Origin of the sequence: Rhizobium jaguaris (genome assembly GCF_003627755.1) — a bacterium.
In the GTDB taxonomy this organism is placed as follows: domain Bacteria; phylum Pseudomonadota; class Alphaproteobacteria; order Rhizobiales; family Rhizobiaceae; genus Rhizobium; species Rhizobium jaguaris.
Genome location: NZ_CP032694.1, coordinates 655,482 through 677,312 on the forward strand (window position 1 = coordinate 655,482; position 21,831 = coordinate 677,312).

Consider the following 21,831-nt stretch of genomic DNA (forward strand, 5'->3'; position numbering starts at 1 on the left):
TTACCGGGCATTTCCGGCCCTTAGGCCGAAAGACGCTTGCGACCGCGGTTACGGCGAGCGGCAAGAACCGCGCGACCGCCCTTGGTGGACATGCGCGCACGGAAACCGTGACGACGCTTGCGGACAAGCTTGGATGGTTGATAGGTACGCTTCATTTATTTAAACACCGCGGAGTGCGGCCCTTCTTGAGCTTTGCTTTAAAAGCAAGGAGCGCTGTTGATTATGGCGAACGGACTTGGCCCGCAAAGGCAGGCTCCATGACCGGACGTGCGCGGGCTTATAAGGATCAAGCCCCCGGAAGTCAATTATGCCGGTAAAGATTCCTGGAACCCGGCTTCCCTTGCCAAAATGAGCTTTGTTCTGCCGATGCGTCACCACGATGTATGTCCCAGGCAGCTCGGCTAATTATAAATATTCGGAATAGATAATATTAGGCGAAACTATTGTTCGCGATCGCCAGATGAGCGAAAGTGTTTCCGAATTTATATTCGAAATATCGCAAGCTAACATTAATGATTTTAGTCGATATCTAACGATATGCCGGGAAGCCCTGGCTTTTTAGGGGTCTTCCGCTACTAGGGGGCACATCGTTGAAGATTCGTGGTAAAATTAATCTGCTCGTCGCGGTGATGGCCGGTGCAGCGCTTTTGATCGGCGCAACCGCTCTTTATGCCGTCAATCAGTATGACCGGCAGCTCCAGGCCTATGAGCTGGCGGCGAGCCGTGCCTATATGGGCGAGCATCTGAACCGTTATGTGACCGCGGTCGTGATGGAATCGCGCGGTATCTATGCGTCCGGTTCCGCCAAGGATGCCAAGAGCTTCGCCGATGGATTGATGAGTGACCTCGACGAAATCGACAAGGTGCTTGCCGCCTGGTCGCCATCGGTTCCCGAAACGCAGAAAGCCGAGTTCGGCAAATTGCAGGACCGCGCGCGAGAATTCCGCACATTCCGGACCGAGACCGCCCGCCTCGGTGTGACCGACGGTCCGGATGCCGCCAACAAGCAAGGCAACAACGATGCCAACCGCGCGAACCGCAAGGCCTTCCAGGCCGAAATCGATGCCGTCGTTCAGGCCGACAAGGCGGCGCTTGCGGCTGTCGATGCCGATATCACGGCTTTCCGCCAAACGGTCATGTGGGCCGTGCTCGGCATGATGATGGTCGGTATCGGCGCCGGCGCCGGCCTCGGCATGTATATCGGTACCGTCCATCTAAGCCGGCCGATCCGCGAGGTGACCGCGACGATCAAACAGGTGGCTGACGGAAACTTCGATATCGATGTTCCCTTTGCCGGGCGCGCCGACGAAATTGGCGAGATGGCGGCCGCCGTCGATGTCTTCAAGCAGAACGGCAATGCCGTGCGCCGCATGAATGCCGAGGAAACGGCGATGCGCGCCAAGAGCGACGACCTGCAATCCAGCATGTCTCTGGTGGTTGCCGCAGCCGCTTCCGGCGATTTCAGCCGCCGTATCGACAAGGATTACGGCGACGTCAACCTCAATCGCTTCGCCGGCAACATCAACGAACTCCTGGTGAGCGTCGATACCGGCGTCGGCGAGGTCCGTCGCGTCATTGCAAGCCTCGCAGACGGCGATCTGACCCAAACCATGCGCGGCGAGTTCCAGGGCGCCTTCGCCGAACTGCAGCAGAACGTCAACGCGACCCTTGCGACGCTCAAGAGCACCATGCGCGAAGTGCGCGAGACGACCGGTTCGATCAACTCCAACACCTACGAGCTGCGCCACGCCAGCGACGATCTGTCGAAGCGCACTGAGCAGCAGGCCGCCGCCCTGGAAGAGACCTCGGCGGCGCTCGATCAGATCACCGCCGTCGTGCAAAGCTCGACCGAACGGGCGCAGGAGGCGAGCGTCATGGTGACGGAAGCCAAGGAAAACGCTGCTCGCTCCGGCACGGTGGTTCGCAATGCCGTCGATGCCATGGGCCGCATCGAGCAGGCTTCGGGCGAGATCAGCCAGATCATCGGCGTTATCGACGAGATCGCTTTCCAGACCAACCTGCTGGCGTTGAATGCCGGCGTCGAGGCGGCCCGTGCGGGCGAGGCGGGCAAGGGCTTTGCCGTCGTCGCCCAGGAAGTGCGTGAACTGGCGCAGCGTTCCGCGACCGCCGCCAAGGACATCAAGGCGCTGATCGGCAAATCCGGCGATCAGGTTCAGGTCGGCGTCAAGCTGGTGCAGGCAACCGGCGAGGCGCTGGCGGCGATCGAGGCGCGCGTGCTGAAGATCAACGATCATATCCATTCGATCGCGACGGCTGCCCGTGAACAGTCGACCGGCCTGACCGAGGTCAACAAAGCCGTCAACCAGATGGACGAGGTGACGCAGCGCAACGCCGCCATGGTCGAGGAGACCTCGGCCGCCACCCATCGCCTCTCGGCCGAAGCCGATGGTCTCGTCCGTCTCGTCGCCCGCTTCAGGGTCGACACGGGTGCGGCATCCGCCCCGGCGCCGGCTCGCGCTGAAACCCATCGTCCCGTGGCTTCGCCGGCACGCCGCATGATCGGCAAGGTCGCCGGCGCCTTTGCAGGCGGCGGTGCGGCGGCAACGGCTGCGCAGAGTTGGGAGGAATTCTGATCCGGCCAGTCGGCGACGGGAGGGGGCGTTGACGCAGTTCTCCCGCCTTCGGCATGAGCTGTCGGCCGCTTTGTGACAGAAGCGATTGGAAAAACCGTCACAATCTCTTATTATCTACGTTCGATATGTCGTCATCAGATCGCTTTGCAACAAAGCGGGACAGCCGAAATGGATAGTGAGCAAGACAGGAACGTCGGCGAAGGCAGCAAGGCCGAGGCTCGGACTCACTTGCGTTTCTACCGGCCCACCGGCATTTTCGGCGGCCTTTCCGGCAAGCTTCTGATGCTCACCGTCATTTTCATCCTGCTCGCCGAAGTGCTGATCTTCGTCCCTTCCGTCGCCAATATGCGGCTGCGCTGGTTGGAAGACCGCCTGAACACGGCGGCCGCCGCGGCCATCGTCATCGACGGCCTGCAGCCGGTCGAGCTGCCGCGCGCTCTTCAGAAGGAGACGTTGATGGCGACGGGTACACGCGCCATCGTGCTGCGCAAGGAAGGCACATCGCGGCTGCTGGCGACCGCCGAGATGCCGGCCTCCGTCGATGAACAATATGATTTAAGCGATGTTTCCCAGCCGACAGCGATCCGCGATGCGCTGGACACGCTGCTGTTCGGCGGCAACCGCATCATCCGCGTCTTCGGCCCGGTCGGCGGCGATGACAGCACAGGCATCGAGGTGGTGCTAAAGGATACCCGGTTGCGCAACGCGATGCTTGCTTATTCCGGCAGCGTCTTTTTCGTCTCGATCCTGATTTCGCTCTTCACCGCGACGTTGATCTTCTTCGCCATCAATCGCATGATGATTCGCCCGATCCGTCGGCTGACCGACAGCATGCAGGCCTATTCCGATGATCCGGAAGACCCGAGCCGCGTTCTGGTGCCGGACGAGGGGCGCGACGAGCTTGCGGTGGCCGGTCACCATCTCGCTTCCATGCAGTCACAATTGCAGAAGACGCTGAAGCAGCAGAAGAACCTCGCCGCTCTCGGTCTCGCCGTGTCGAAGATCAACCACGACATGCGCAACATCCTGTCAGCTGCGCAGCTCATGTCCGATCGCCTGGTCGACGTCGATGACCCGATGGTCAAGCGTTTCGCGCCAAAGCTCCTGCGCACCATCGACCGGGCCGTCGGCTATACCACTGAGGTACTGTCCTTCGGCCAAACCTCCGAATCCGCGCCGCGCCGCCGCCGAATGCATCTGCTCGAGCTCATGGACGAGGTGCGCGATATCCTGGCGATCGATCCCGAGAGCGGCATCGAATTCGTCGTACAGATGAGCCCCGACCTTGAAGTCGATGCCGACGGCGAACAACTGTTCCGCATCATCCACAATCTCTGCCGTAACGCTCATCAGGCGCTGGTCGCCTTCGCCGAGACCGCGCCCGACAGCATCCGCCGCATCACGGTTTCGGCACGCCGCATCGGCAGCGTCGTCAGTATCACCGTCGACGACACCGGCCCGGGCATGCCGCAGAAGGCCCGGGAAAACCTCTTCACGGCCTTTCGCGGCTCTGCCCGCTCCGGCGGCACCGGCTTGGGCCTGGCGATCGCCCGCGAACTGGTGCTCGCCCATGGCGGCACCATCGCGCTGGTGGAAAAACCCGCCGCCGGCACTCAGTTCCGTATCGAAATTCCCGACCGTCCGGTCTCGCTCGACGATTACCGCAGTCGCAGCTTCCACGAAAACTGAGTGTTTTCAGCCTCTTCCCGATATCGTTTGCAAAAATCGTGATCTTTTTCACAAATCCACTTGCATTCCCCCAAAGGACGCTTTAGAGAACCGCCCACGCCAACGGTTCCTTCCGTTTCGGCCACGCACCCGTAGCTCAGCTGGATAGAGCACCAGACTACGAATCTGGGGGTCAGGAGTTCGAATCTCTTCGGGTGCGCCATTTCTTCATCACTCAAAAATAAAGATTGGCATGGCCAGCTGGCGCGAGATCGCAATCCGAGCGGGCCGCACGCGAATCGTCCATTTCTCAGCGCTAGACAACAAACCAAGCGAACTACGGTCTCTACGAGTGAGGTCGGCTGCCGAATAGGTTTGCGCTAGGACAAAGCGCCTTCCGTGGGGTTAGGGATCGATGTCGATCGATTTCATGTCTTCGAAAGGTACTTCAATCGACTGTCCGGTCCCTGGACAAACGAGGCGCGCCCTTTCGGAGAATCGTGACACCCACTGGCCATGGAGTAGTGAGGAGCAGGCGTCACAATGCCACATAACGAATCGTGCTCCGAAATGATTATCAAGCCTTTTCACGAACTCGTTTCCAAGCGCCGGCACCTCGTAGCTGAAGAGCAGGGTAGGCCTTAGGGCCAGCCATTCCGCCGCACCACCCTGGGGTACATGGTCGTCGTATAGAGCTTCCCATTCATGCTGCCGACGCACGCCAGGAACAATATTGCCGTCATCAGGCATACCCAGCAGCGAGTCGTATCTAGGGTCGCGCTGGTCAAAATAGGGTCGCATGACGCCGATCAGATGTTGGAACCACGACCGCACGTCGGGATTCCATATTTCTTTAACCTTGGGACCGAGAACATCGAGAGCTCGGATAGACTCGGTGAGTGCATCCCCAATAGTTGCTTGCTGCGCGCCTCGGAACAATTTCGTCAACTCAAATTGACTGCACAGAGCGGAAACGGCCCCGAGCTGAGGTTGCTGCCGAAGTTGCGAAGCAAGTTCCTGCAAAGCCACGAACAATCGGATCGTGACGCTTGCCGCTGCACTCGACAATTTACTGTCCCCAAGCACCGGAGGCGCATGCAGGGCGAACCAGCACACACCGGACACGATGCGCAGCAGCGTTGCAATTTGATCGCTTTTTGCGGTTGCCAACGCATGTTGGAACGACAAGGGTCCTAAGATCCGCGCCACTACGTCGAATATATAAAGGTAGTCTGGTTCGAGCTCCTCTAGCCTGTCGCCATAACAGGCGTTGAAGAACAGTCTCACCTCGTCCACCTGCCCGCCGCTAAGCTTGAGCACGTGCAGCAGCGTGTTCGCAAGCGCCTTGGCTTCGAATATGGTCATCGGGCGAACGTACCAGCCTTTGGTTCCTTTAGGTCGGAAGGTACAGACAGACCCGCAGACCGTTATCAGTTCGATGGGATCTTGTTGGCTAAGTTTTAACCTCTCAAGATGCTCGGATTCTTCGAACCAGCCACGCGTTATCTCGCTTTCTGGCGGCCTTCGATTGCCCAAGTCTCCCCAAGCAAGCGTCCGGCGAACTACCTCATGAAGTCTTGGCCACAACCCCGCCAATCTCGGCTCTTTGGCCGCATCCGACGGCAATCCGTCCGTGACGTTCTTTAGAAGGGTGAGCGCGCCCAGGGTTTGCTCGCGATCAAGTGCCAGAGGCACAAATTCCTGGAGCAATAGGTACTCTTCCACTGCTCCTATCAGATACTGCACGCCAAACGGAGTGATTAGGAGATCGACCCTGTGGCTGACCTCGTGCAGCACGCCGCATATGATAGCGTTTATCTCGGCCCGTCCGTGCGGTCCGGCCAGTTCATAAGCATGTCTTGAGGTCGGATCATCGTACCAGCGCTCGTCAAGGAACGAGAGCGAGCTCAGGCGGGGAGCATCCTCGAGCACTTCGAAGAAGTATCGGGCTGGCAACTCACACGCAGCGAGCGCCTGCTCCGGGAATTTGATTTCCAAGGTGCGAGGATTGAAAGTGCATTCCTCAACCAGAATCTCTACAGCCCTTGAACTCACATCTTTGCCGTCGGCAAGGCGCAGAAGGCTTCGAGACCAGAATGGCAGATGAGCACCGCCATCGGGACAAGGAGAGTCAGTACTGCGCCAGGTAGGTGAAGGGCTAGAACGAGTGCCGTCAATGTCGCCCCGACTGATGACTGTATGCCTTGGCGAATCAGCTTCGTGAACTCGCCATTCTTGGCGCAAAGGTTCGCGCGAACTCGTTCGATGAATAGATCGTAGAATTTACTGACATCCCGGCGCTTTGCGGCCATGCCTAACTCTCCGCCTCCACCGGGCAGCAGCGCGTCAAGATCGAATTCCTGGTTGAGACGCCCAATCTCAGAGGCGAGCTGTGTTCGAGCGGGTTCTAGATTGCCGTCCTTGATCTCGTCATTGAGCATCAAGGCCGACTTGAGCAGGTCATCGAACTGGACCATCATTTTCCCCCTGAGTAATCCATGGCCGTCAACATATCAAAATTGAGGGCACCTCAGCAACGTGGTGGCGCCTGCGATCGAGCTGATCTCCCCTCCAGTCACTAGCAAATTACAGGCGGCGGCGGGTCGAATGCAACGGCACAACAATCAACAGGTGTAACAATTACATAGCGGTTCCCTGTTTGGTCCCCTCGGATGCGCCATTTTCCCAGCAAAAGAGAGAACTGCAGGCGTGATCACATAAACCCCGGATTTCGCGGCAGATACTGCGTCCAATCGCCGTAGCCGGGCGATGCCATCAAGAGCATTGGAAATGTGATCCGCATGCCTTGCTGGATCGCAAGGCTTAAGGCGCTGTCGCATGTGCCTGGCAGGAAGGCCGATACCGTCTCGGCGGAGCGATCTGCCGCCAGCTTCAGCGCAGTCGCAAAGGCATCGCGAAGAAGGTCAGGCCGCTTGACGGCGAGCGGGCCGATGTGCCCACTCGAGGCGACATAGCTGTAGCCGACGCAGTCGCTGCCGGCGCAGAGCAGCACTCCTGTGGTCGTCGGGTCCTCGAGCAAATACCGGTGGTGCTTCTCTCGCGAGGCGCCTATGGCGCGGGAATCGATCTCGACAAGTTTTTCCATGGTCGCGGCGCTGTCGTCGATCGCGATCGCGTGGAGTGGCGGCGCCGGCAACTCCTGCATCACCCGTTCGCGCGTGGCGTTGAAGAGGTAAATCGGCATTTTGGGAAAGAGGCCATGCCGCATGTAAAGGCCCTGCGAGACACGATTGAAGGTGAAAGTAATAAGTGCTTTGTGCGCCGCTCGGGACTTCCGGGCATGCTCCATGGTTCGTCCTAATAGTTCATTTCCGATGCCCTGACCTTGTCGGGCGGGATCGACGAACAACTGGGCCAGAAACCAGACATCACCGCAAACCCAGCTCCAGGCAAAGCCAAGAATCTCTCCGCCGTCCTCCGCGACCCATAGGCCATCCGGGTCGTCCTTGAGCGAAAACAGCTGAAAGTTGGGAGGGCTTGCCGTTGCCATCGGGCCGAAGCCATGCCGAACGGAAAGATCATTGATGCTGGCAACCACCAGAGCATCGGTCGAGGCCAAATCGTCCGCCTGAGCAGGTCTGTAAACAAGCGACATTGGATAACTCCGGCAAAGGTTTACGGGAGAGAATACGAGCCGCGACGTCAATCATACCAGTTCTCATGATCGCGGTCTCGGACAACGCCGCTACCACTTTCGGTGAAGCTGACCGGTATTTCGTGGATTGATCAGGTCAGAGAAGCAAACCGCCCGACGGCCGTGTATGGTTGGCGTCCCTGCCTGTGAACGGACCAAATCACAATTTCCTCGCCGAAAAAACGATTGCCTGAAGAGGCATGCGTGCCGGCTTGTCGCCGAATGCGCGGTGAATCTCCTGTAAGATCGCCTCAAAGACCTGTTCGGGTTCGGCGCCCTGTCGCGAGCGGATCTGTTCGGCAGCAGGATTGCCGTAGACGAGGCCGCGGGCGAAGGCTGCGGTATCGGGAATTTCCTTTTCCACCCTTAGCACTGAAATCGTGATGTCGGAGAAGCCGGCATCTATGAGCGATTCCTTGATCGGGTCGATTGGCGCGCAGGAAAACGGCACGGTGTAGAACTGTGGCGGATCGGCGGGGAAAAGACGCCCGACGACCTCGTGGGCGATGAGGGAATATGGATTGTAGTCCATCCGATCCCAGACGCTGAGCAAATAGGTACCGCCGGAGGCAAGGACGCGATGCGCTTCGCGATGGGCTTTGTCCTTGTCCGGAAAAAACATCAGGCCGAATTGGCATACGACCGCATCGAAGCTGTCGGCCGCAAAGGGCAGTTGCGTCGCGTCGGCCGTTTGGAAGTCGATCTGATCGGCAGGGCCGAATTTCTTGCGTGCAATGTCCAGCATCGGTGCGTTGAAATCGGTGGCTGTCAGGGACACGCCGGAGGGTAAGGCATCGCGCAGACGGCGCGTGACGATTCCCGTGCCGGCGGCAATCTCAAGAACCCACCCGGGCCTGAGCGCAGCCGCGCGCCGTGCGGTTTCGGCCGCATAGTCGGCAAAGATGATCGGCCCCATGCCGGTGTCATAGTGCTGCGGAATGTCGCCGACAAAACGAGCCGAATCCGTGTTCATAGGGCACCTCGCAATGCCGCTGGAGAATGAAGATACGAATATTGATGCGGCTATCGCGTCCGCTTGGCCATGGGCTCACGAAGTCGATGGCGGCAACTCCACCCCATATATTTTACGCGTTTGCCGCCAACACAACCGCAGGGCCAGGCTCGGCCTGCTTACATCTTGCCGCCGCTTTTCTTGCATTGGCTGCGGAACTTGGAGCGTTCCTTGCCATGAAGTCCCTTTGCGTCGGCCTGCGCTGAGCACGCCTTCGAAATGTCCGTTTGCGCAGTCTTTTGCGTAGTCGTCGCCGCCTTTGGCTTGGCCATGGTTCCGGCGGGTTTCGTCGTGGTGGTCATCGGCGTAGTTGTGGTTGTCGATGGGGTTGTCGTTTGGGCCATGGCACTCGTGCCGATGAGAGCGACAACCGCTGTAGCAGCGAGTATAGCAACTAACCTCATAGTCATTCCTCCGCTGGGTGTGACACGCTTGGTGCGTCGTCAGCTACGAAGGTTGAACCAATATATTAGCAAAATCAATCCACCACCTTCATCGATACCACCAATCGGTGAAATTACACGCTGCGATTAGATTGTGCTGCTTCTACACCCGGACATTTTCCACCCGTCATTGCGGATGAACTCAGCCTTCGCCAGAAAAGGCGTCATTTCCCGACGTTGCAACTGTCCGACGCCACTGCCGATCTTTTTCGCCGTCACTTTAAAACCAGGCGCAACGGCGCGGTCAGCTTTTTGAAGCCGGAGCGCAACATGTCGTGCTTGGTTTTTGGTTTCTTGTCGGCAAACATTGCGATGATCGAGGCCTTCAATTTGTCGCGCCATTGGGATTTGCCGGGTGATGTCGGCTTCAGGCCGCAGCGCCGCAGGAGATAGTTCATCTGGTAGACGGACGCCTGCCGATCGCAATCGCGCACGCAGAAATGAATGCCGAGAGCGATCGAATAGATGTCGCCGTTCTTGAACGCATGCGGTGCTTTCGACGGATGGTGGACGCCGGTCCCCTGGTTCAAGGCATAGACCGTCGCCTTGCTTTGTTTTTCGATGGTATATTTGGCGGCGTTAAGATCGCCGATGTAATATTTTTCGATTTCCTTGTCGGGCAGGACGGAGCGATCGTTTGCATCCCAGATATTGGCGGTTCGGTTGCCGTGAATCTGGAACAGAAATGTTGCTTCATGGTCAATGTGATAGGGCGTCACGGCGTCGGGCGAGGCCAGGAATATGTAGGCGTCTTCCCAGGTGACTTCGTCCCGCGAGCAACCGGTGTCGGCGAGGATTTCGGTCATGAGCTGATCCAGCAATGCCCGATATTCGGGATCGCGCTGCACGCTGTAGAGCAGCACCCACGACCCTGATTCCGCCAGATTCGAGATCGCTTCGTTGACGCTCTCCACTTTATCGTGCAGCGGCACGGCCCAGCCGGCGTCCACCGGTGCGCCACCCGCCTGCCAGCGCACGCTTCTCGTGCTCGTGTCCGCAAGCAACGATTTCGCAAGTTCGGCAAGGCGCGGAAGCGAGAACAGTCGATGTCCGACCAAGTTGTGGCTGAATTGAAATGACCTCTTATTGAAGTCATTTCTGAAAGCATTCGGTCCGACCTCGATACCACGAGTATTCTGGCGAGCTGTTTTCGTCACGACTGCTGTGGGCATGTTCGGAATCCTTTTGGAATGACAGAAGCGTCGGGAATTTCACAAAAATGTGATCTTCGTTCACGTTTTTGTCATCTCGTCCAAAAGGGGAGGAACATCCTACGATTGGGTCATCTCATTCTCAATCGGATGTAGGTTGTGCTGGCAGGGCGACGCGGGCTTTGGAACGATCGCTGGGACGGTTTCGCTGGCGCGGCGAGGAGGTCTGCCGTTCCGTTCCGATGTCATTGCCGTCCGGTGGTGCGCCGTCGCCGACGCGTTTGACAGCCCGGTAGTCAGTCTGGAACTCGACCGATCTCTACTGCCTGTTTCCCGTCGTCACGCCGCCGTCGCAGATGAACTCTGCGCCGGTAGAGTAGGCGGACGCGTCGGAGGCGAGAAAGAGGACCATTTCTGCGACCTCGCGCGCAGTGCCGAGCCGATTGATCAGTTGGCGTGCCGCAAAGGCGTCGATGGCCTCCTGGTCCAGAAACGGGTCGATCATCGGCGTTTCGATCAGGCCGGGATGAACGGAATTGACACGGATGCCGTATTTGGCGAATTCGTTGGCGGCGACCTTGGTCATGCCGCGTACGGCGAATTTCGAGGCGACATAGGCGACATTGTTGGCGGGGCCGCGGATGCCGGCCGTGGACGATATGTTGACGATGCTGCCGCCGGTGTTCTTCATCAGTCTGACGGCGGCTTTCATGCCGAGGAACACGCCGGTCTGATTGACCGCGATCACCTCTTCGAACATGCCGAGCGAGCATTCCTCGATCGGTGCACGCCGCAGGATGGCGGCGTTGTTCACCAGGATCTGCATGGCCCCGAAATTCTTTTCGATGGCGGCGATGGCGTCGTTCCAATCCGCCTCGCTCGCCACGTTGAGCGGCACATAAAGACCGCCGATCTCTTCGGCGAGCTTGCGGCCCTGATCATGGATCATGTCGGCCAAGACGACCTTGGCGCCCTCCGCCGCGAAGAGGCGGGCCTCTTCCGCACCCATCCCCCGCGCCGCACCGGAAATCAACGCAACCTTGCCGTCCAACCTACCCATGTCATGTCTCCGCGTCTGCAGGCCGTTTGTTAGCCGGCAGTTAGGCACGGCTTGAGGAGGGAGGGCAAGGAGGTCAGCTAGAAATGAATCGAGAGAGGTCGTCGAAGCAAGGATTTTCCGCCGATCTACACGGCTCCCGCCGCAATCAGGCTCTCGGCGCAATCGATCACGGTCTCCGCTGCCGACCGGCCATGCCAGCCCAACACGCGCTCAGCCTTCGCCGTCGTGAAGCGGTGTTTTCGCCCGAGGCTCGGGGTCACCAGTCGCACCGCCGGGTCGAAGATCGAGGCGATGCGGAGAACGAAATCGGGAAGGGAGCGCGTCGGCACCTTCTTGGCGCGATCACCGAGCTTTGCTCGCAACAATGCTGAGATTTCCGCGGCCCACAGGAAATCGCCACTGGCGAGAAAACGCTCGCCGGCCGCTTCCGGGGCTGTCATGGCGCGGATATGCATATCCGCGACATCACGCACATCGACGATGCTGAAGCCAATGCGCGGATTGCCGGGAAATTTGCCGGATAGCATCCGCTGGATCACCTGCACAGACCCAAGGCCTTCCGCCGTCAGGATGGGGCCGAAGACCGCGCTCGGCAGGATCGTCGTCAAAGTCGTCGGGCCGGCGTGCTGGGCCATGAAATGCCAGGCGGCACGTTCGGCCAGCGTTTTCGATTGCCGATAGGCATTCAGGCCCTTGGCAGTCGGGTCGGTCCAAACGGCCTCGTTGTTGAGGCTCTCGGTGCTCCAAGGCGGCGAAGCGGCGGCTGCGGCGGAGGAGGTCACGACCACGCGCTTCACGCCGGCTTTCGTCGCGGCTTTGAGGACACGCAACGTGCCGTCGCGGGCGGGGACGATCAGCGTGTTCGGATCTTTCGGCGCGTCTGCGCCAAGCGGCGAAGCGACATGGAGCACATAGTCGCATCCGGTAACGGCGGTATCCCAGGCGTCGTCCTTGGTCAGATCGGCGACGAAGAAGGTCAGGCGCTCGCCACCAAGCTCGGAGATGCCAACAGCGGAAGCGATAGCCGCCTCTACGGCCGGCGCCTTCGTCAGGCTGCGAACCGTGGTTCGGACATCATAGCCGCGCCGTAAAAGCTCGACGATGCACCAGCCGCCGATGAACCCACTGCCGCCCGTCACCAAAACAGCTTCCGCCATTCCTGTTCTTTCCATTTCTCGCGCGTTTCCGCTGCATCATATCACGCCAGCATATTGCATGGCGGAAATCGGAACAGTAGGCTGCAAATTGAAACTTTGGCGTTCGAAGAATGGAACAATGCGCGAAGATGTTGATCTGGTAGGCATGGCGCTTTTCGTCCGCATCGTCGAGGAGGGCTCATTGAGTGCGGCGGGGCGAGCACTTGGGCTGCCGAAGGCAACTGTCAGCCGCCGTTTGGCACTGTTGGAGGCATCGATCGGCGCGCCGCTGCTGGCGCGCTCGACCCGGGCTCTCAGCTTGACCGATACCGGCCGCCGCTTCTTCGAGCGCGTACAGCCGATCGTGCGCGACGCTGAAGTGGCCCGGTCCGAGATCAGGGTTGCCAACCGTGAACCTTCGGGTCTGCTGCGGATCAGCGCGCCCGTCGCTCTTGGCCAGGGGGTTATCGCGCCGAAATTGATCGAATTCCTCGAGCGTTATCCGCGGGTCCAGGCCGATCTCCATTTCAGCGATGAGCGCGTCAATCTGATTGCCGAGGGTTTCGATCTTGCCATCCGCATCGGCGAGTTGGCCGATAGCGATCTGATAGGGCGGCGGCTGGCGGATATCTCCATCGTGCCCGTTGCCGCTCCATCTTATCTGGCTGCGCGTGGTGAACCGCAGACAGTGCGTGACCTGAAACAGCATGTGGCCGTCCTGACCCAGAAAACTGGCGATCACTGGACTATCGGCGGCGTAACGATACGCATGTCCTGGCGTATCAGCACCGGCAGCATGATGGTGACGCGCGATGCGGCCCGGGGCGGGCTCGGCATCGCGCAGCTACCGCTTTTCCTTGTTGTCGAGGATACTGAGGCGGGGCGGCTCGTGCGCGTGCTGCCGGATCACGATCTGCCGAAATCCGCCCTCACGGCGCTTTATCCGCGCTCCATCGTGCCGTCGCCGGCGCTCAGGACATTACTCGATACCCTGCCGGAATGGTGTGGATGATGATCCGCCGATCCGTGGTGCAACATACGTGAAGTTGCGTCGGCAACCTATGGTATAGACCATACCTCTTCGATACAGGTCCGTCACGGAAGTTTGAAAATAGGTTCATGCGCCTGAAATGATCGCACCGCACACAGCCTCCCTGAAACGCGAGGCTGCTCATGAACCGCAAGAATGTACTTCTCATCGTCGTCGACCAGTGGCGGGCCGATTTCATACCGCATCTTCTGCGCGCCGAGGGGCATGAGGCGTTTCTGAAGACGCCGAACCTGGATCGGCTTTGCCGCGAAGGTGTTACCTTCCGCAATCACGTGACGACCTGCGTTCCCTGTGGGCCCGCCCGCGCCAGCCTGTTGACCGGCCTCTATCTGATGAACCATCGTGCCGTGCAAAACACGGTGCCGCTCGACAGCAGGCATTTCAATCTTGCCAAGGCCCTGCGCAGCATCGGCTATGATCCGGCGCTGGTGGGCTATACCACGACGGTGCCGGACCCGCGTACGACCTCCATCAACGATCCGCGCTTTCTCGCACTCGGCGACATGATGGATGGCTTCCATTCGGTGGGCGCCTTCGAGCCGAACATGGAGGGCTATTTCGGCTGGGTCGCGCAGCAGGGCTTCGATCTGCCGGAAAATAGGCCCGACATTTGGCTGCCGGAAGGTGAGGGCGCGGTGAAGGGCGCGACCGACCGTCCCTCGCGTATTCCGCATGAATATTCCGATTCTACTTATTTCACCGAGCGGGCGCTGACTTATCTGAAGGGCCGCGCCGGCAAGCCGTTCTTCCTGCATCTCGGCTATTATCGTCCGCATCCGCCTTTTGTCGCCTCCGCGCCCTATCATGAGATGTATCGTCCGGAAGATATGCCGGCGCCGGTGCGCGCAGCCAATCCGGAAGCGGAAAGTGCCCAGCATCCCCTGATGAAATTCTATATCGACAGCATCCGCCGCGGCTCCTTCTTCCAGGGAGCGGAAGGCTCGGGCGCGACGCTGGACGAGGCGGACATCCGCCAGATGCGTGCCACCTATTGCGGCCTGATCAGCGAGATCGACGATTGTCTTGGTCAAGTCTTCGCCTATCTCGATCAAACCGGCCAGTGGGACGACACGCTGATCATCTTCACCAGCGACCACGGCGAGCAGCTCGGCGATCACCATCTGCTCGGCAAGATCGGCTATAACGACGAAAGCTTCCGCATTCCGCTGGTCATCAAGGATGCCGGCCCAAACGCGCGTCCCGGCGCGATCGAGACCGCCTTTACCGAAAGCATCGACGTCATGCCGACCATTCTCGACTGGCTCGGCGGCGACATTCCGCGTGCTTGCGACGGCGAAACGCTTCTGCCCTTCCTCGCCGGCAAGCGGCCGGGCAATTGGCGCACTGAACTGCATTACGAATATGACTTCCGTGACGTGTTCTATTCCGAGCCGCAGCCGGTTCTGGGGCTGGATCAGAACGAGAGTAGCCTCTGCGTCGTTCAGGACGAGCGCTACAAATACGTCCATTTCGCCACCCTGCCGCCGCTGTTCTTCGACCTCGAGCGCGATCCCAACGAATTCGTCAATCTCGCCGACGATCCCGCTTATGCGAGGCTCGTCCGCGACTATGCGCAGAAAGCCCTATCCTGGCGGCTGAAACATGCCGACCGGACGCTGACCCATTATCGCTCCGGTCCCAACGGCCTGACCGAACGCGACCGATAACGATAGCCGAACCCCCAATAGTCGAACTAGAACTCAAGGAGGTATTTTCATGGTCAATATTACCCGTCGCAGCGCGCTCGGCATGGCGACCGCCGCCGCTGGCTCGCTGATCCTGCCGCGCTTCTCGATCGCCCAGGCCGATAACCGCCCGTCGATCACCATCGCCGTGCAGAAAATTTCCAACACCAATACGCTGGATCCGCTGCGCGAACAGTCTAACGTCGGCCAGCGCATCTTCAACTCGTCGCTCTGGGAAGGCCTGATCGGCCTCAACTGGCTGAACGGCCTGGTCCCCCGTCCGGAACTCGCCACAGAATGGCGCCGCATCGATGACAAGACCGTCGAACTCAAGCTGCGCCAGGGCGTCAAGTTCCACAACGGTGCCGAGCTGACCGCCGAAGATGTCGCCTTCTCCTTCAGCAAGGAACGCATGTTCGCCGAGACGCAGCCGAGCGCCGGCAAGACGATCTACATCAACGAAACCAACCCGATCCGCAACCAGGGCAAGGACCTGCCGCCGGAAGTGCCCGCGACTGCGCGCCGCTACTGGCCGGCACTGCAGGGCATCGAGATCGTCGACAAATACACGGTTCGTTTCGTCAACGGCACGCCCGATGTCACCATGGAAGGCCGCATCTCGACCGTTGCCAGCGCCATTGCCAGCCGCCGTGGCTGGGAAGACGCCAAGAGCTACCTCGATTGGGCCCGCGCGCCGATCACCACCGGCCCCTATCGCGTCGCCGACTTCAAGCCGGACACCTATCTGGTCTACGAAGCCCATGATGATTACTGGGGCGGCCGGCCGCCGTTGAAGCAGATCCGCTTCGTCGAAGTTCCGGAAGTTGCCTCGCGCGTCAATGGCCTGCTGTCGGGTGAATACCAGTTTGCCTGCGACATCCCCCCGGATCAGATCTCCGGCATCGAGAAAAACGCCGCTTTCGAAGTTCAGGGTGGCACGATCCCCAACCATCGCGAGACCGTATTCGACAAGAACCATCCGCAGCTTGCCAATCCGCTGGTGCGCCGCGCCTTCACCCACGCTATCGACCGCCAGGCGATCGTCGATTCACTCTGGGCCGGCCGCACGGTCGTTCCGGCCGGCCTGCAGTGGGATTTCTATGGCGACATGTTCGTCAAGGGCTGGGCGGTTCCTGAATATAACCCGGACATGGCACGCCAGCTTCTGAAGGAAGCCAACTACAAGGGCGACGCCATTCCCTATCGCCTGCTCGACAACTACTACACCAATCAGACGCCGACGGCGCAGATCCTGGTGGAGATGTGGAACCAGGTGGGCCTGAACGTTGAGATCGCCATGAAGGAAAACTGGCAGGCGATCCTCGAAAAGACCCCGACGCGCGCCGTGCGCGACTGGTCGAGCACGGCTAGCTTCAACGATCCGGTCTCCTCCATCATTGCCAACCATGGCCCGAACGGCCAGCAGCAGCAGGTCGGCGAGTGGACCAACGCCGAGATGAACACGCTCTCGACCTTCCTAGAAACCAGCACCGATCGCGCCAAGCGCCACGATGCGTTTGCCCGCATGCTGCAGATCTGCGAACGCGAAGACCCCGCTTACACGGTCCTGCACCAGAACGCCGTGTTTACGGCAAAGCCGAAGTCGCTGAAGTGGAAGGCAGCATCTGCCTTTGCGATGGACTTCCGTCAGGGCAACTGGGCCTAAAAAACCGACGAGCCGGAGGTCATGCCTCCGGCTCTTTTTTCGTTCACGCGGACGAAGGAGGGCGATGATGCCCCTGGTGGAAGTTTCCAATCTGACGGTCGCATTCAGCGGCACACAGGTCTTGCACGGCATCGATCTGACGATCGAAAAAGGCGAGGCTGTCGGGCTCGTCGGCGAATCCGGTTGCGGCAAATCGGTGACCTGGCTGGCGGCGCTCGGCCTTCTGCCGGGCAAGGCGACGGTCGGCGGCAGCGTCCGCCTCGGCGATCAGCAACTGGTCGGCGCGTCGCGCACCGCGCTCGAAAACGTACGCGGCAGCCGCATTGCGATGATCTTTCAGGACCCGTCCAGTTCGCTCAACCCCGTCATTCGCGCTGGCCGGCAGATCGCTGAAGCGGTGGAGCTGCATCGCGGGCTTACCGGCAAGGCGGCGAGCTTCGAAGCGATCCGGCTGATGGAGTTGGTAGGCATTCCGGATGCTGTCAGACGTTTCGACAATTTTCCGCATGAGTTTTCCGGCGGCCAGAACCAGCGCCTGATGATCGCCATGGCACTATCGGGCAATCCCGATCTGCTGGTCGCCGACGAGCCGACGACCGCGCTCGACGCCACCATTCAGGCTCAGATCCTCGACCTGCTGATCTCCATCCGCGCCGAGACCGGCATGGCCATCGTCTTCATCAGCCATGATCTCGGTGCCGTCTCGCAGGTCTGCGAACGCGTCTGCGTCATGTATGCCGGCCGCGTGGTCGAAAAGTGTTCGACGGAAACTCTGTTCCGCCAGCCGCGCCACCCCTATACGCGCGGCCTGTTCGATGCCATTCCGCGCCTCGATGGCGGCCGTGAGCGTATGGTGCCGATTCCCGGTACGGTGCCGCAGCCCGGCCGCTTGCCCGGCGGCTGCGCCTTTGCGCCCCGCTGCGGCCACACCTCCGAGCTCTGTCACAACAGCCTCCCGCAGCTGGTGAGCCTCGGCGACGACCGCGCGGCCGCCTGCTTCCATCCGATTGGCGACAGCACAATCGTGCCGGCCCCTCACACGGTACAGACCAAGCAGGGAGTGACAGTGTCGTGAACACGGATCCCATGATCGAGGCGAGCGACCTCACCAAAACCTATTTTTCCCGCCGCGGACTGCTGGGCCGGCCCACAGCCGTGCATGCTGTCGACGGCATCTCGCTCACCGTTACGCAGGGGACGACGCTCGGCATCGTCGGCGAATCCGGCTCAGGAAAATCCACCACGGGCCGGCTGCTGCTTGGGCTGGAAACACCGTCGGCGGGTCATGTTCGCTTCGACGGGGAACCCATGCCGGCCTTGGAAACGGCAGCATGGCGCAAATACCGCGCGCGCATGCAGCTTGTCTTCCAGGACCCGCTCGCAGCCCTCGACCGCCGCTTGGCGATTGGTGCGCAGATCGGCGAGCCGCTGACGATCCACGATGTCGGTACGCAAGCCGAGCGTCGCGAACGCGTTACTACGCTGCTGCAGGCTGTCGGTCTGCGCCGCGACCAGGAGAACAGCTACCCGCACGAGCTTTCCGGCGGCCAACGACAGCGTGTCGTCATCGCCCGCGCCATCGCCAGCGATCCGCAATTGCTGGTCTGCGATGAGCCGGTTTCGGCGCTCGACGTCTCCATTCAGGCTCAGGTGGTCAATCTGCTGCGCGACCTGCAGGAGACGCGCGGCATCACCATGGTCTTCATCAGCCATGATCTGAAAGTGGTGCGCAACGTCTCCGACCGGGTCGCGGTGATGTATCTCGGCCGCATTGTCGAAGAGGCCTCTTCGAAAGAGATTTTCCGCGCCCCGCTGCATCCCTATACCAAGGCGCTGGTGTCGAGCGTGCCAGTCCCGGGAACGGCGCTGAAGGATCGCATCGTGCTGCAGGGCGAGCCGCCGAATCCGGCCGCGCGTCCCGTCGGCTGCGCCTTCCATCCGCGTTGCGCCGTCGCCATCACCCGTTGCCGCACGGAAACCCCGGCGCTGCTGCCGGCAGCGGCAGGGCACTCGGCTGCATGCCATCTCGTTCACGGCGGCCAGCCCGTTACGGCTGTAGCGGAAACGATGCCCGAGCAAACGCCAGCGAGCCCGTGATCCCATGTTTCGCTTCTTTCTCTTCAAGCTTCTCCGGGCGCTGATGACCATCATTCTGGTGGTGACCTTCGCCTTCATCGTGCTGCGCATGTCGGGCGATCCGGCGGTCATCATCCTGGGGCCGGACGCGCCGCCGCAGGCGATCGATGCTTTCCGCCACGCCTGGGGCCTCGATCAGCCGCTTTGGGATCAGTATCTGCGCTATTTCGGCGCCATCGCCCGCGGCGATCTCGGTGTGTCGATGCGTGACGGCCAGTCGGCGATCACGCTGGTCACCGAACGCATTCCGGCGACGTTGGAGCTCACGATCCCGGCGCTGATCCTTGAGCTCATCATCGGCATTTCCGCCGGGGTCTATGCGGCGCTGCATCGCGAAAGCCTGCTCGATCGTATGGTCATGGCCGGCGCCGTCGTCGGCTTCACCATGCCAAGCTTCGTTCTCGGCCTTGTGCTGGTGCTGATCTTCGCCGTCACGCTCGATTGGCTGCCGTCCGGTGGCCAGGATACGTGGATGCATGCCATCCTGCCGGTCATTACCATGAGCGTCGGCGGCATCGGCATCCTCGCCCGCTTCTCGCGCAGCGCCATGATCGAGATTCTCGGCCAGCCCTATATCCGTACCGCAAGCGCCAAAGGCATGCCCTGGCGGAAAGTCGTCTGGCGGCACGCGCTGCCGAATGCGGCGATCCCGATCGTCACCATTGCCGGCTTCATGGTCGGTTCGCTGATCGCCGGCGCCGTCGTGGTGGAATCATTGTTCTCCTGGCCGGGCGTCGGACGCCTGCTGGTGGTCTCCGTTTCCAACCGCGACCTCGCTGTCGTGCAATGCATACTGCTGATGGTGGCGGCCTGCATGGTGCTGTCCAACTTCGCCGTCGACGTTCTCTACGGCTATCTCGATCCGCGCCTGCGGAACATGAATGCGAAAGGCTGAGCGATGGCAAACATCTCCATTTCGGGTATCGCCGGCGAACGCAAGAAGCGGAAGAAGCCGGGCATCCCCATTCTGGTCGGCATAGGCCTCGCCTGGATCGCCGCGATGATCTTCATCGCCCTGACCGCCGATTGGATCCGGCCCTTCAACATCACGGCATTCGACCTTAAGAATCGCCTGGCGCTGCCCGGCAATCCCACGCATTTCCTCGGCACGGACGAGCTTGGCCGCGACGTGCTCTCGCGCCTGATCGACAGTATTCGCATCTCTCTGCTCATCGCGTTCGGCGCGACGCTGATCTCCGCCTTCGTCGGCACGCTGCTCGGCTTTCTCGCCGCCTATTTCCGGGGGATCGTCGAACACATCGTCCTGATGCTGGCGGACTTTCAGGCGGCCATGCCATTCCTGATCATGTCGCTCGCCGTGCTTGCCTTCTTCGGCAGCTCGCTACCGCTTCTGATCTGCCTCATGGGCTTCTACGGCTGGGAGCGGTATACCCGCATCGCTCGTGGTCTTGCGATTTCCGCCAGCAAACAGGGCTATGCTGCGGCCGTGACCCAGCTCGGCGCCAGCCCGACACGGGTCTATCTCAACCACATCCTGCCGAATATCGCCTCGACGCTGATCGTCTCGATGACGCTAACCTTCCCGGAGATCATCCTGATGGAAAGCAGCTTGTCCTTCCTAGGCCTTGGCGTGCAGCCGCCAATGACCAGTCTAGGCAACATGGTCGGCTATGGCCGCGAATACATCACGCGCGCGCCCTGGATCATGCTGACGCCGTCGGTGGTCATCATGCTGACCACCGACGGCGTCAGCATTGTCGGGGACTGGCTGCGCGACAAGCTCGACCCGACCTTGTCTTAGAGCAATTTCAGGAAAAGTGTGCAGCGGTTTTCCGTCCGAAAATTGCAGAAAACAGAAGGATAGAGCGGCAGATTCTGTGAAAGCGGAGCCGCTCTAGAGAGGCTTAGGCGCTCGCCTTATCGGCTGACGCGGATGCATCGGAACTCGATGCATTCGTGTCTGAGGTGGCCGACGCAGACGGCCAGGTGATGTAGTAGTACTGCGATCCGACCTGGCCGAAATAGGCTTCATTGCCGGTGGTCTTGTCGACGAAGCTGCCGTCCTGGTTCTTGACGAAGGTTCCATCCGAACCGCGTTCGAGATGGGCTTTCAGGAAGTCGTTCCAATCACGGGTGGGGATGGTGTCGGCGGTCTTGCTGGTCGTGCCCTGCTCGCTGGTGGCATTGACGTCCCATGCCTTGATCGAAGTGCCTTTCGTCGGATCGGAAACCGTCAGCGTGCCTTTGTCGAGGGCATCGAGCATCGCCTGTGCCTGGCCTCCCGTGCCTTCGCTTTTGACCGCGTCCTGCAGATTCTGCTTCAGCAGATCCATGAAAGAGCTGCTGGTCATATCCGGGTCGGTCTGCGCCGCCGTACCGTCGATTTGATTGGACGACAGGCCGTTGAGCATGCTCGTGAGCGACGCCTGTGATTGCGATGGCAGATTGGAGAGATCGCTGCTGCTGCTGTCGCCCAACAGCGGGTCGCTGCTCGAATTCTGCGAGGGATCCGGCGTCTGCAGCAACTGCAGCGCCATTTGCGATGCGAGCAATCGGGTCGTGGTCAGTGCGGAGACCATAGGTCGTTCCTTCCCAATGTGGCTGGTGCCGGCG

19 protein-coding genes and 1 tRNA gene are annotated in these 21,831 nt (G+C 60.4%); 10 read left to right on the plus strand and 10 right to left on the minus strand.

Going from position 1 to position 21,831, the window contains the following annotated elements; genetic code table 11:
• Positions 1-20 precede the first annotated feature (20 nt).
• Positions 21-155, minus strand: a complete 135-nt coding sequence (gene rpmH, locus CCGE525_RS03245; RefSeq protein WP_120703031.1) for a 50S ribosomal protein L34 — start codon at positions 153-155, stop codon at positions 21-23.
• 435 nt (positions 156-590) lie between these two features.
• Between rpmH and CCGE525_RS03250 the strand changes: the two genes are divergently transcribed.
• The 3 genes from CCGE525_RS03250 (at position 591) to CCGE525_RS03260 (ending at position 4,485) form a co-directional block, all read left to right on the plus strand.
• Positions 591-2,594 (plus strand): methyl-accepting chemotaxis protein, encoded by a 2,004-nt coding sequence (locus CCGE525_RS03250; protein ID WP_120703032.1) that lies wholly within the window; start codon positions 591-593, stop codon positions 2,592-2,594.
• A gap of 168 nt (positions 2,595-2,762) precedes the next feature.
• Positions 2,763-4,283 carry a sensor histidine kinase gene (locus CCGE525_RS03255; RefSeq protein WP_120703033.1) on the plus strand — a complete coding sequence of 507 codons (1,521 nt, stop codon included), beginning with the start codon at positions 2,763-2,765 and terminating at the stop codon, positions 4,281-4,283.
• Positions 4,284-4,408: 125 nt separating this feature from the next.
• Positions 4,409-4,485: transfer RNA gene (locus CCGE525_RS03260), tRNA-Arg, on the plus strand.
• A 182-nt stretch (positions 4,486-4,667) separates the two neighbouring features.
• On the opposite strand, the gene CCGE525_RS03265 is transcribed toward CCGE525_RS03260, so the two are convergent.
• The 8 genes from CCGE525_RS03265 to CCGE525_RS03300 all read right to left on the minus strand — a co-directional run bounded on the left by CCGE525_RS03265 (position 4,668) and on the right by CCGE525_RS03300 (position 12,740).
• Positions 4,668-6,317, minus strand: coding sequence for a hypothetical protein (locus CCGE525_RS03265; RefSeq protein ID WP_120703034.1), 1,650 nt, complete (start codon positions 6,315-6,317; stop codon positions 4,668-4,670).
• Positions 6,314-6,742 (minus strand): hypothetical protein, encoded by a 429-nt coding sequence (locus tag CCGE525_RS03270; RefSeq protein ID WP_162950117.1) that lies wholly within the window; start codon positions 6,740-6,742, stop codon positions 6,314-6,316. Before CCGE525_RS03270 ends, CCGE525_RS03265 begins: the two co-directional genes overlap by 4 nt.
• A 233-nt stretch (positions 6,743-6,975) precedes the next feature.
• A complete protein-coding gene (locus tag CCGE525_RS03275) occupies positions 6,976-7,878 on the minus strand; it encodes a GNAT family N-acetyltransferase (protein ID WP_120703036.1) in 903 nt (300 codons plus the stop codon).
• A 199-nt stretch (positions 7,879-8,077) separates the two neighbouring features.
• Entirely contained in the window at positions 8,078-8,890 is an 813-nt protein-coding gene (locus CCGE525_RS03280) for a class I SAM-dependent methyltransferase (protein ID WP_120703037.1), read from the minus strand.
• Positions 8,891-9,048: 158 nt separating this feature from the next.
• Entirely contained in the window at positions 9,049-9,333 is a 285-nt protein-coding gene (locus tag CCGE525_RS03285; RefSeq protein ID WP_120703038.1) for a PsiF family protein, read from the minus strand.
• 254 nt (positions 9,334-9,587) lie between these two features.
• On the minus strand, positions 9,588-10,544 hold the full coding sequence (locus CCGE525_RS03290) for a transcription factor (protein ID WP_120703039.1): 957 nt from the start codon (positions 10,542-10,544) through the stop codon (positions 9,588-9,590).
• Positions 10,545-10,842: 298 nt separating this feature from the next.
• Positions 10,843-11,583, minus strand: coding sequence for an SDR family NAD(P)-dependent oxidoreductase (locus CCGE525_RS03295; protein ID WP_120703040.1), 741 nt, complete (start codon positions 11,581-11,583; stop codon positions 10,843-10,845).
• A 125-nt stretch (positions 11,584-11,708) separates the two neighbouring features.
• Complete coding sequence (locus CCGE525_RS03300) at positions 11,709-12,740, minus strand: SDR family oxidoreductase (protein ID WP_120703041.1); 1,032 nt, start codon at positions 12,738-12,740, stop codon at positions 11,709-11,711.
• Between the two features lie 118 nt (positions 12,741-12,858).
• Between CCGE525_RS03300 and CCGE525_RS03305 the strand changes: the two genes are divergently transcribed.
• The 7 genes from CCGE525_RS03305 to CCGE525_RS03335 all read left to right on the plus strand — a co-directional run bounded on the left by CCGE525_RS03305 (position 12,859) and on the right by CCGE525_RS03335 (position 21,019).
• Positions 12,859-13,731: a LysR family transcriptional regulator gene (locus CCGE525_RS03305; protein ID WP_120706225.1), complete on the plus strand. Its 873-nt coding sequence runs from the start codon at positions 12,859-12,861 to the stop codon at positions 13,729-13,731.
• 161 nt (positions 13,732-13,892) lie between these two features.
• Positions 13,893-15,437: a phosphoric/sulfuric ester hydrolase PehA gene (gene pehA, locus CCGE525_RS03310; protein WP_120703042.1), complete on the plus strand. Its 1,545-nt coding sequence runs from the start codon at positions 13,893-13,895 to the stop codon at positions 15,435-15,437.
• A gap of 49 nt (positions 15,438-15,486) precedes the next feature.
• Complete coding sequence (locus CCGE525_RS03315; protein ID WP_120703043.1) at positions 15,487-17,121, plus strand: ABC transporter substrate-binding protein; 1,635 nt, start codon at positions 15,487-15,489, stop codon at positions 17,119-17,121.
• A 64-nt stretch (positions 17,122-17,185) separates the two neighbouring features.
• Complete coding sequence (locus tag CCGE525_RS03320) at positions 17,186-18,196, plus strand: ABC transporter ATP-binding protein (RefSeq protein ID WP_162950118.1); 1,011 nt, start codon at positions 17,186-17,188, stop codon at positions 18,194-18,196.
• A gap of 11 nt (positions 18,197-18,207) precedes the next feature.
• Positions 18,208-19,218: an ABC transporter ATP-binding protein gene (locus tag CCGE525_RS03325; RefSeq protein ID WP_120706227.1), complete on the plus strand. Its 1,011-nt coding sequence runs from the start codon at positions 18,208-18,210 to the stop codon at positions 19,216-19,218.
• A gap of 4 nt (positions 19,219-19,222) precedes the next feature.
• The gene (locus CCGE525_RS03330) at positions 19,223-20,152 is read left to right on the plus strand and encodes an ABC transporter permease (protein ID WP_120703044.1); all 930 of its coding nucleotides are present in this window, start codon (positions 19,223-19,225) and stop codon (positions 20,150-20,152) included.
• A 3-nt stretch (positions 20,153-20,155) separates the two neighbouring features.
• The gene (locus CCGE525_RS03335) at positions 20,156-21,019 is read left to right on the plus strand and encodes an ABC transporter permease (protein WP_120703045.1); all 864 of its coding nucleotides are present in this window, start codon (positions 20,156-20,158) and stop codon (positions 21,017-21,019) included.
• A gap of 103 nt (positions 21,020-21,122) precedes the next feature.
• On the opposite strand, the gene CCGE525_RS03340 is transcribed toward CCGE525_RS03335, so the two are convergent.
• On the minus strand, positions 21,123-21,797 hold the full coding sequence (locus tag CCGE525_RS03340) for a hypothetical protein (protein ID WP_205587421.1): 675 nt from the start codon (positions 21,795-21,797) through the stop codon (positions 21,123-21,125).
• Between the last annotated feature and the right edge of the window lie 34 nt (positions 21,798-21,831).

Bases quoted from the DNA above. Each gene is read 5' to 3' on its own strand.
- rpmH (WP_120703031.1), bottom strand. From the start codon at position 155: ATGAAGCGTACCTATCAACCATCCAAGCTTGTCCGCAAGCGTCGTCAC.
- CCGE525_RS03255 (WP_120703033.1), top strand. From the start codon at position 2,763: ATGGATAGTGAGCAAGACAGGAACGTCGGCGAAGGCAGCAAGGCCGAG.
- CCGE525_RS03270 (WP_162950117.1), bottom strand. From the start codon at position 6,742: ATGATGGTCCAGTTCGATGACCTGCTCAAGTCGGCCTTGATGCTCAAT.
- CCGE525_RS03275 (WP_120703036.1), bottom strand. From the start codon at position 7,878: ATGTCGCTTGTTTACAGACCTGCTCAGGCGGACGATTTGGCCTCGACC.
- CCGE525_RS03280 (WP_120703037.1), bottom strand. From the start codon at position 8,890: ATGAACACGGATTCGGCTCGTTTTGTCGGCGACATTCCGCAGCACTAT.
- CCGE525_RS03285 (WP_120703038.1), bottom strand. From the start codon at position 9,333: ATGAGGTTAGTTGCTATACTCGCTGCTACAGCGGTTGTCGCTCTCATC.
- CCGE525_RS03290 (WP_120703039.1), bottom strand. From the start codon at position 10,544: ATGCCCACAGCAGTCGTGACGAAAACAGCTCGCCAGAATACTCGTGGT.
- CCGE525_RS03295 (WP_120703040.1), bottom strand. From the start codon at position 11,583: ATGGGTAGGTTGGACGGCAAGGTTGCGTTGATTTCCGGTGCGGCGCGG.
- CCGE525_RS03300 (WP_120703041.1), bottom strand. From the start codon at position 12,740: ATGGCGGAAGCTGTTTTGGTGACGGGCGGCAGTGGGTTCATCGGCGGC.
- CCGE525_RS03305 (WP_120706225.1), top strand. From the start codon at position 12,859: ATGCGCGAAGATGTTGATCTGGTAGGCATGGCGCTTTTCGTCCGCATC.
- pehA (WP_120703042.1), top strand. From the start codon at position 13,893: ATGAACCGCAAGAATGTACTTCTCATCGTCGTCGACCAGTGGCGGGCC.
- CCGE525_RS03315 (WP_120703043.1), top strand. From the start codon at position 15,487: ATGGTCAATATTACCCGTCGCAGCGCGCTCGGCATGGCGACCGCCGCC.
- CCGE525_RS03320 (WP_162950118.1), top strand. From the start codon at position 17,186: ATGATGCCCCTGGTGGAAGTTTCCAATCTGACGGTCGCATTCAGCGGC.
- CCGE525_RS03325 (WP_120706227.1), top strand. From the start codon at position 18,208: ATGATCGAGGCGAGCGACCTCACCAAAACCTATTTTTCCCGCCGCGGA.
- CCGE525_RS03330 (WP_120703044.1), top strand. From the start codon at position 19,223: ATGTTTCGCTTCTTTCTCTTCAAGCTTCTCCGGGCGCTGATGACCATC.
- CCGE525_RS03335 (WP_120703045.1), top strand. From the start codon at position 20,156: ATGGCAAACATCTCCATTTCGGGTATCGCCGGCGAACGCAAGAAGCGG.
- CCGE525_RS03340 (WP_205587421.1), bottom strand. From the start codon at position 21,797: ATGGTCTCCGCACTGACCACGACCCGATTGCTCGCATCGCAAATGGCG.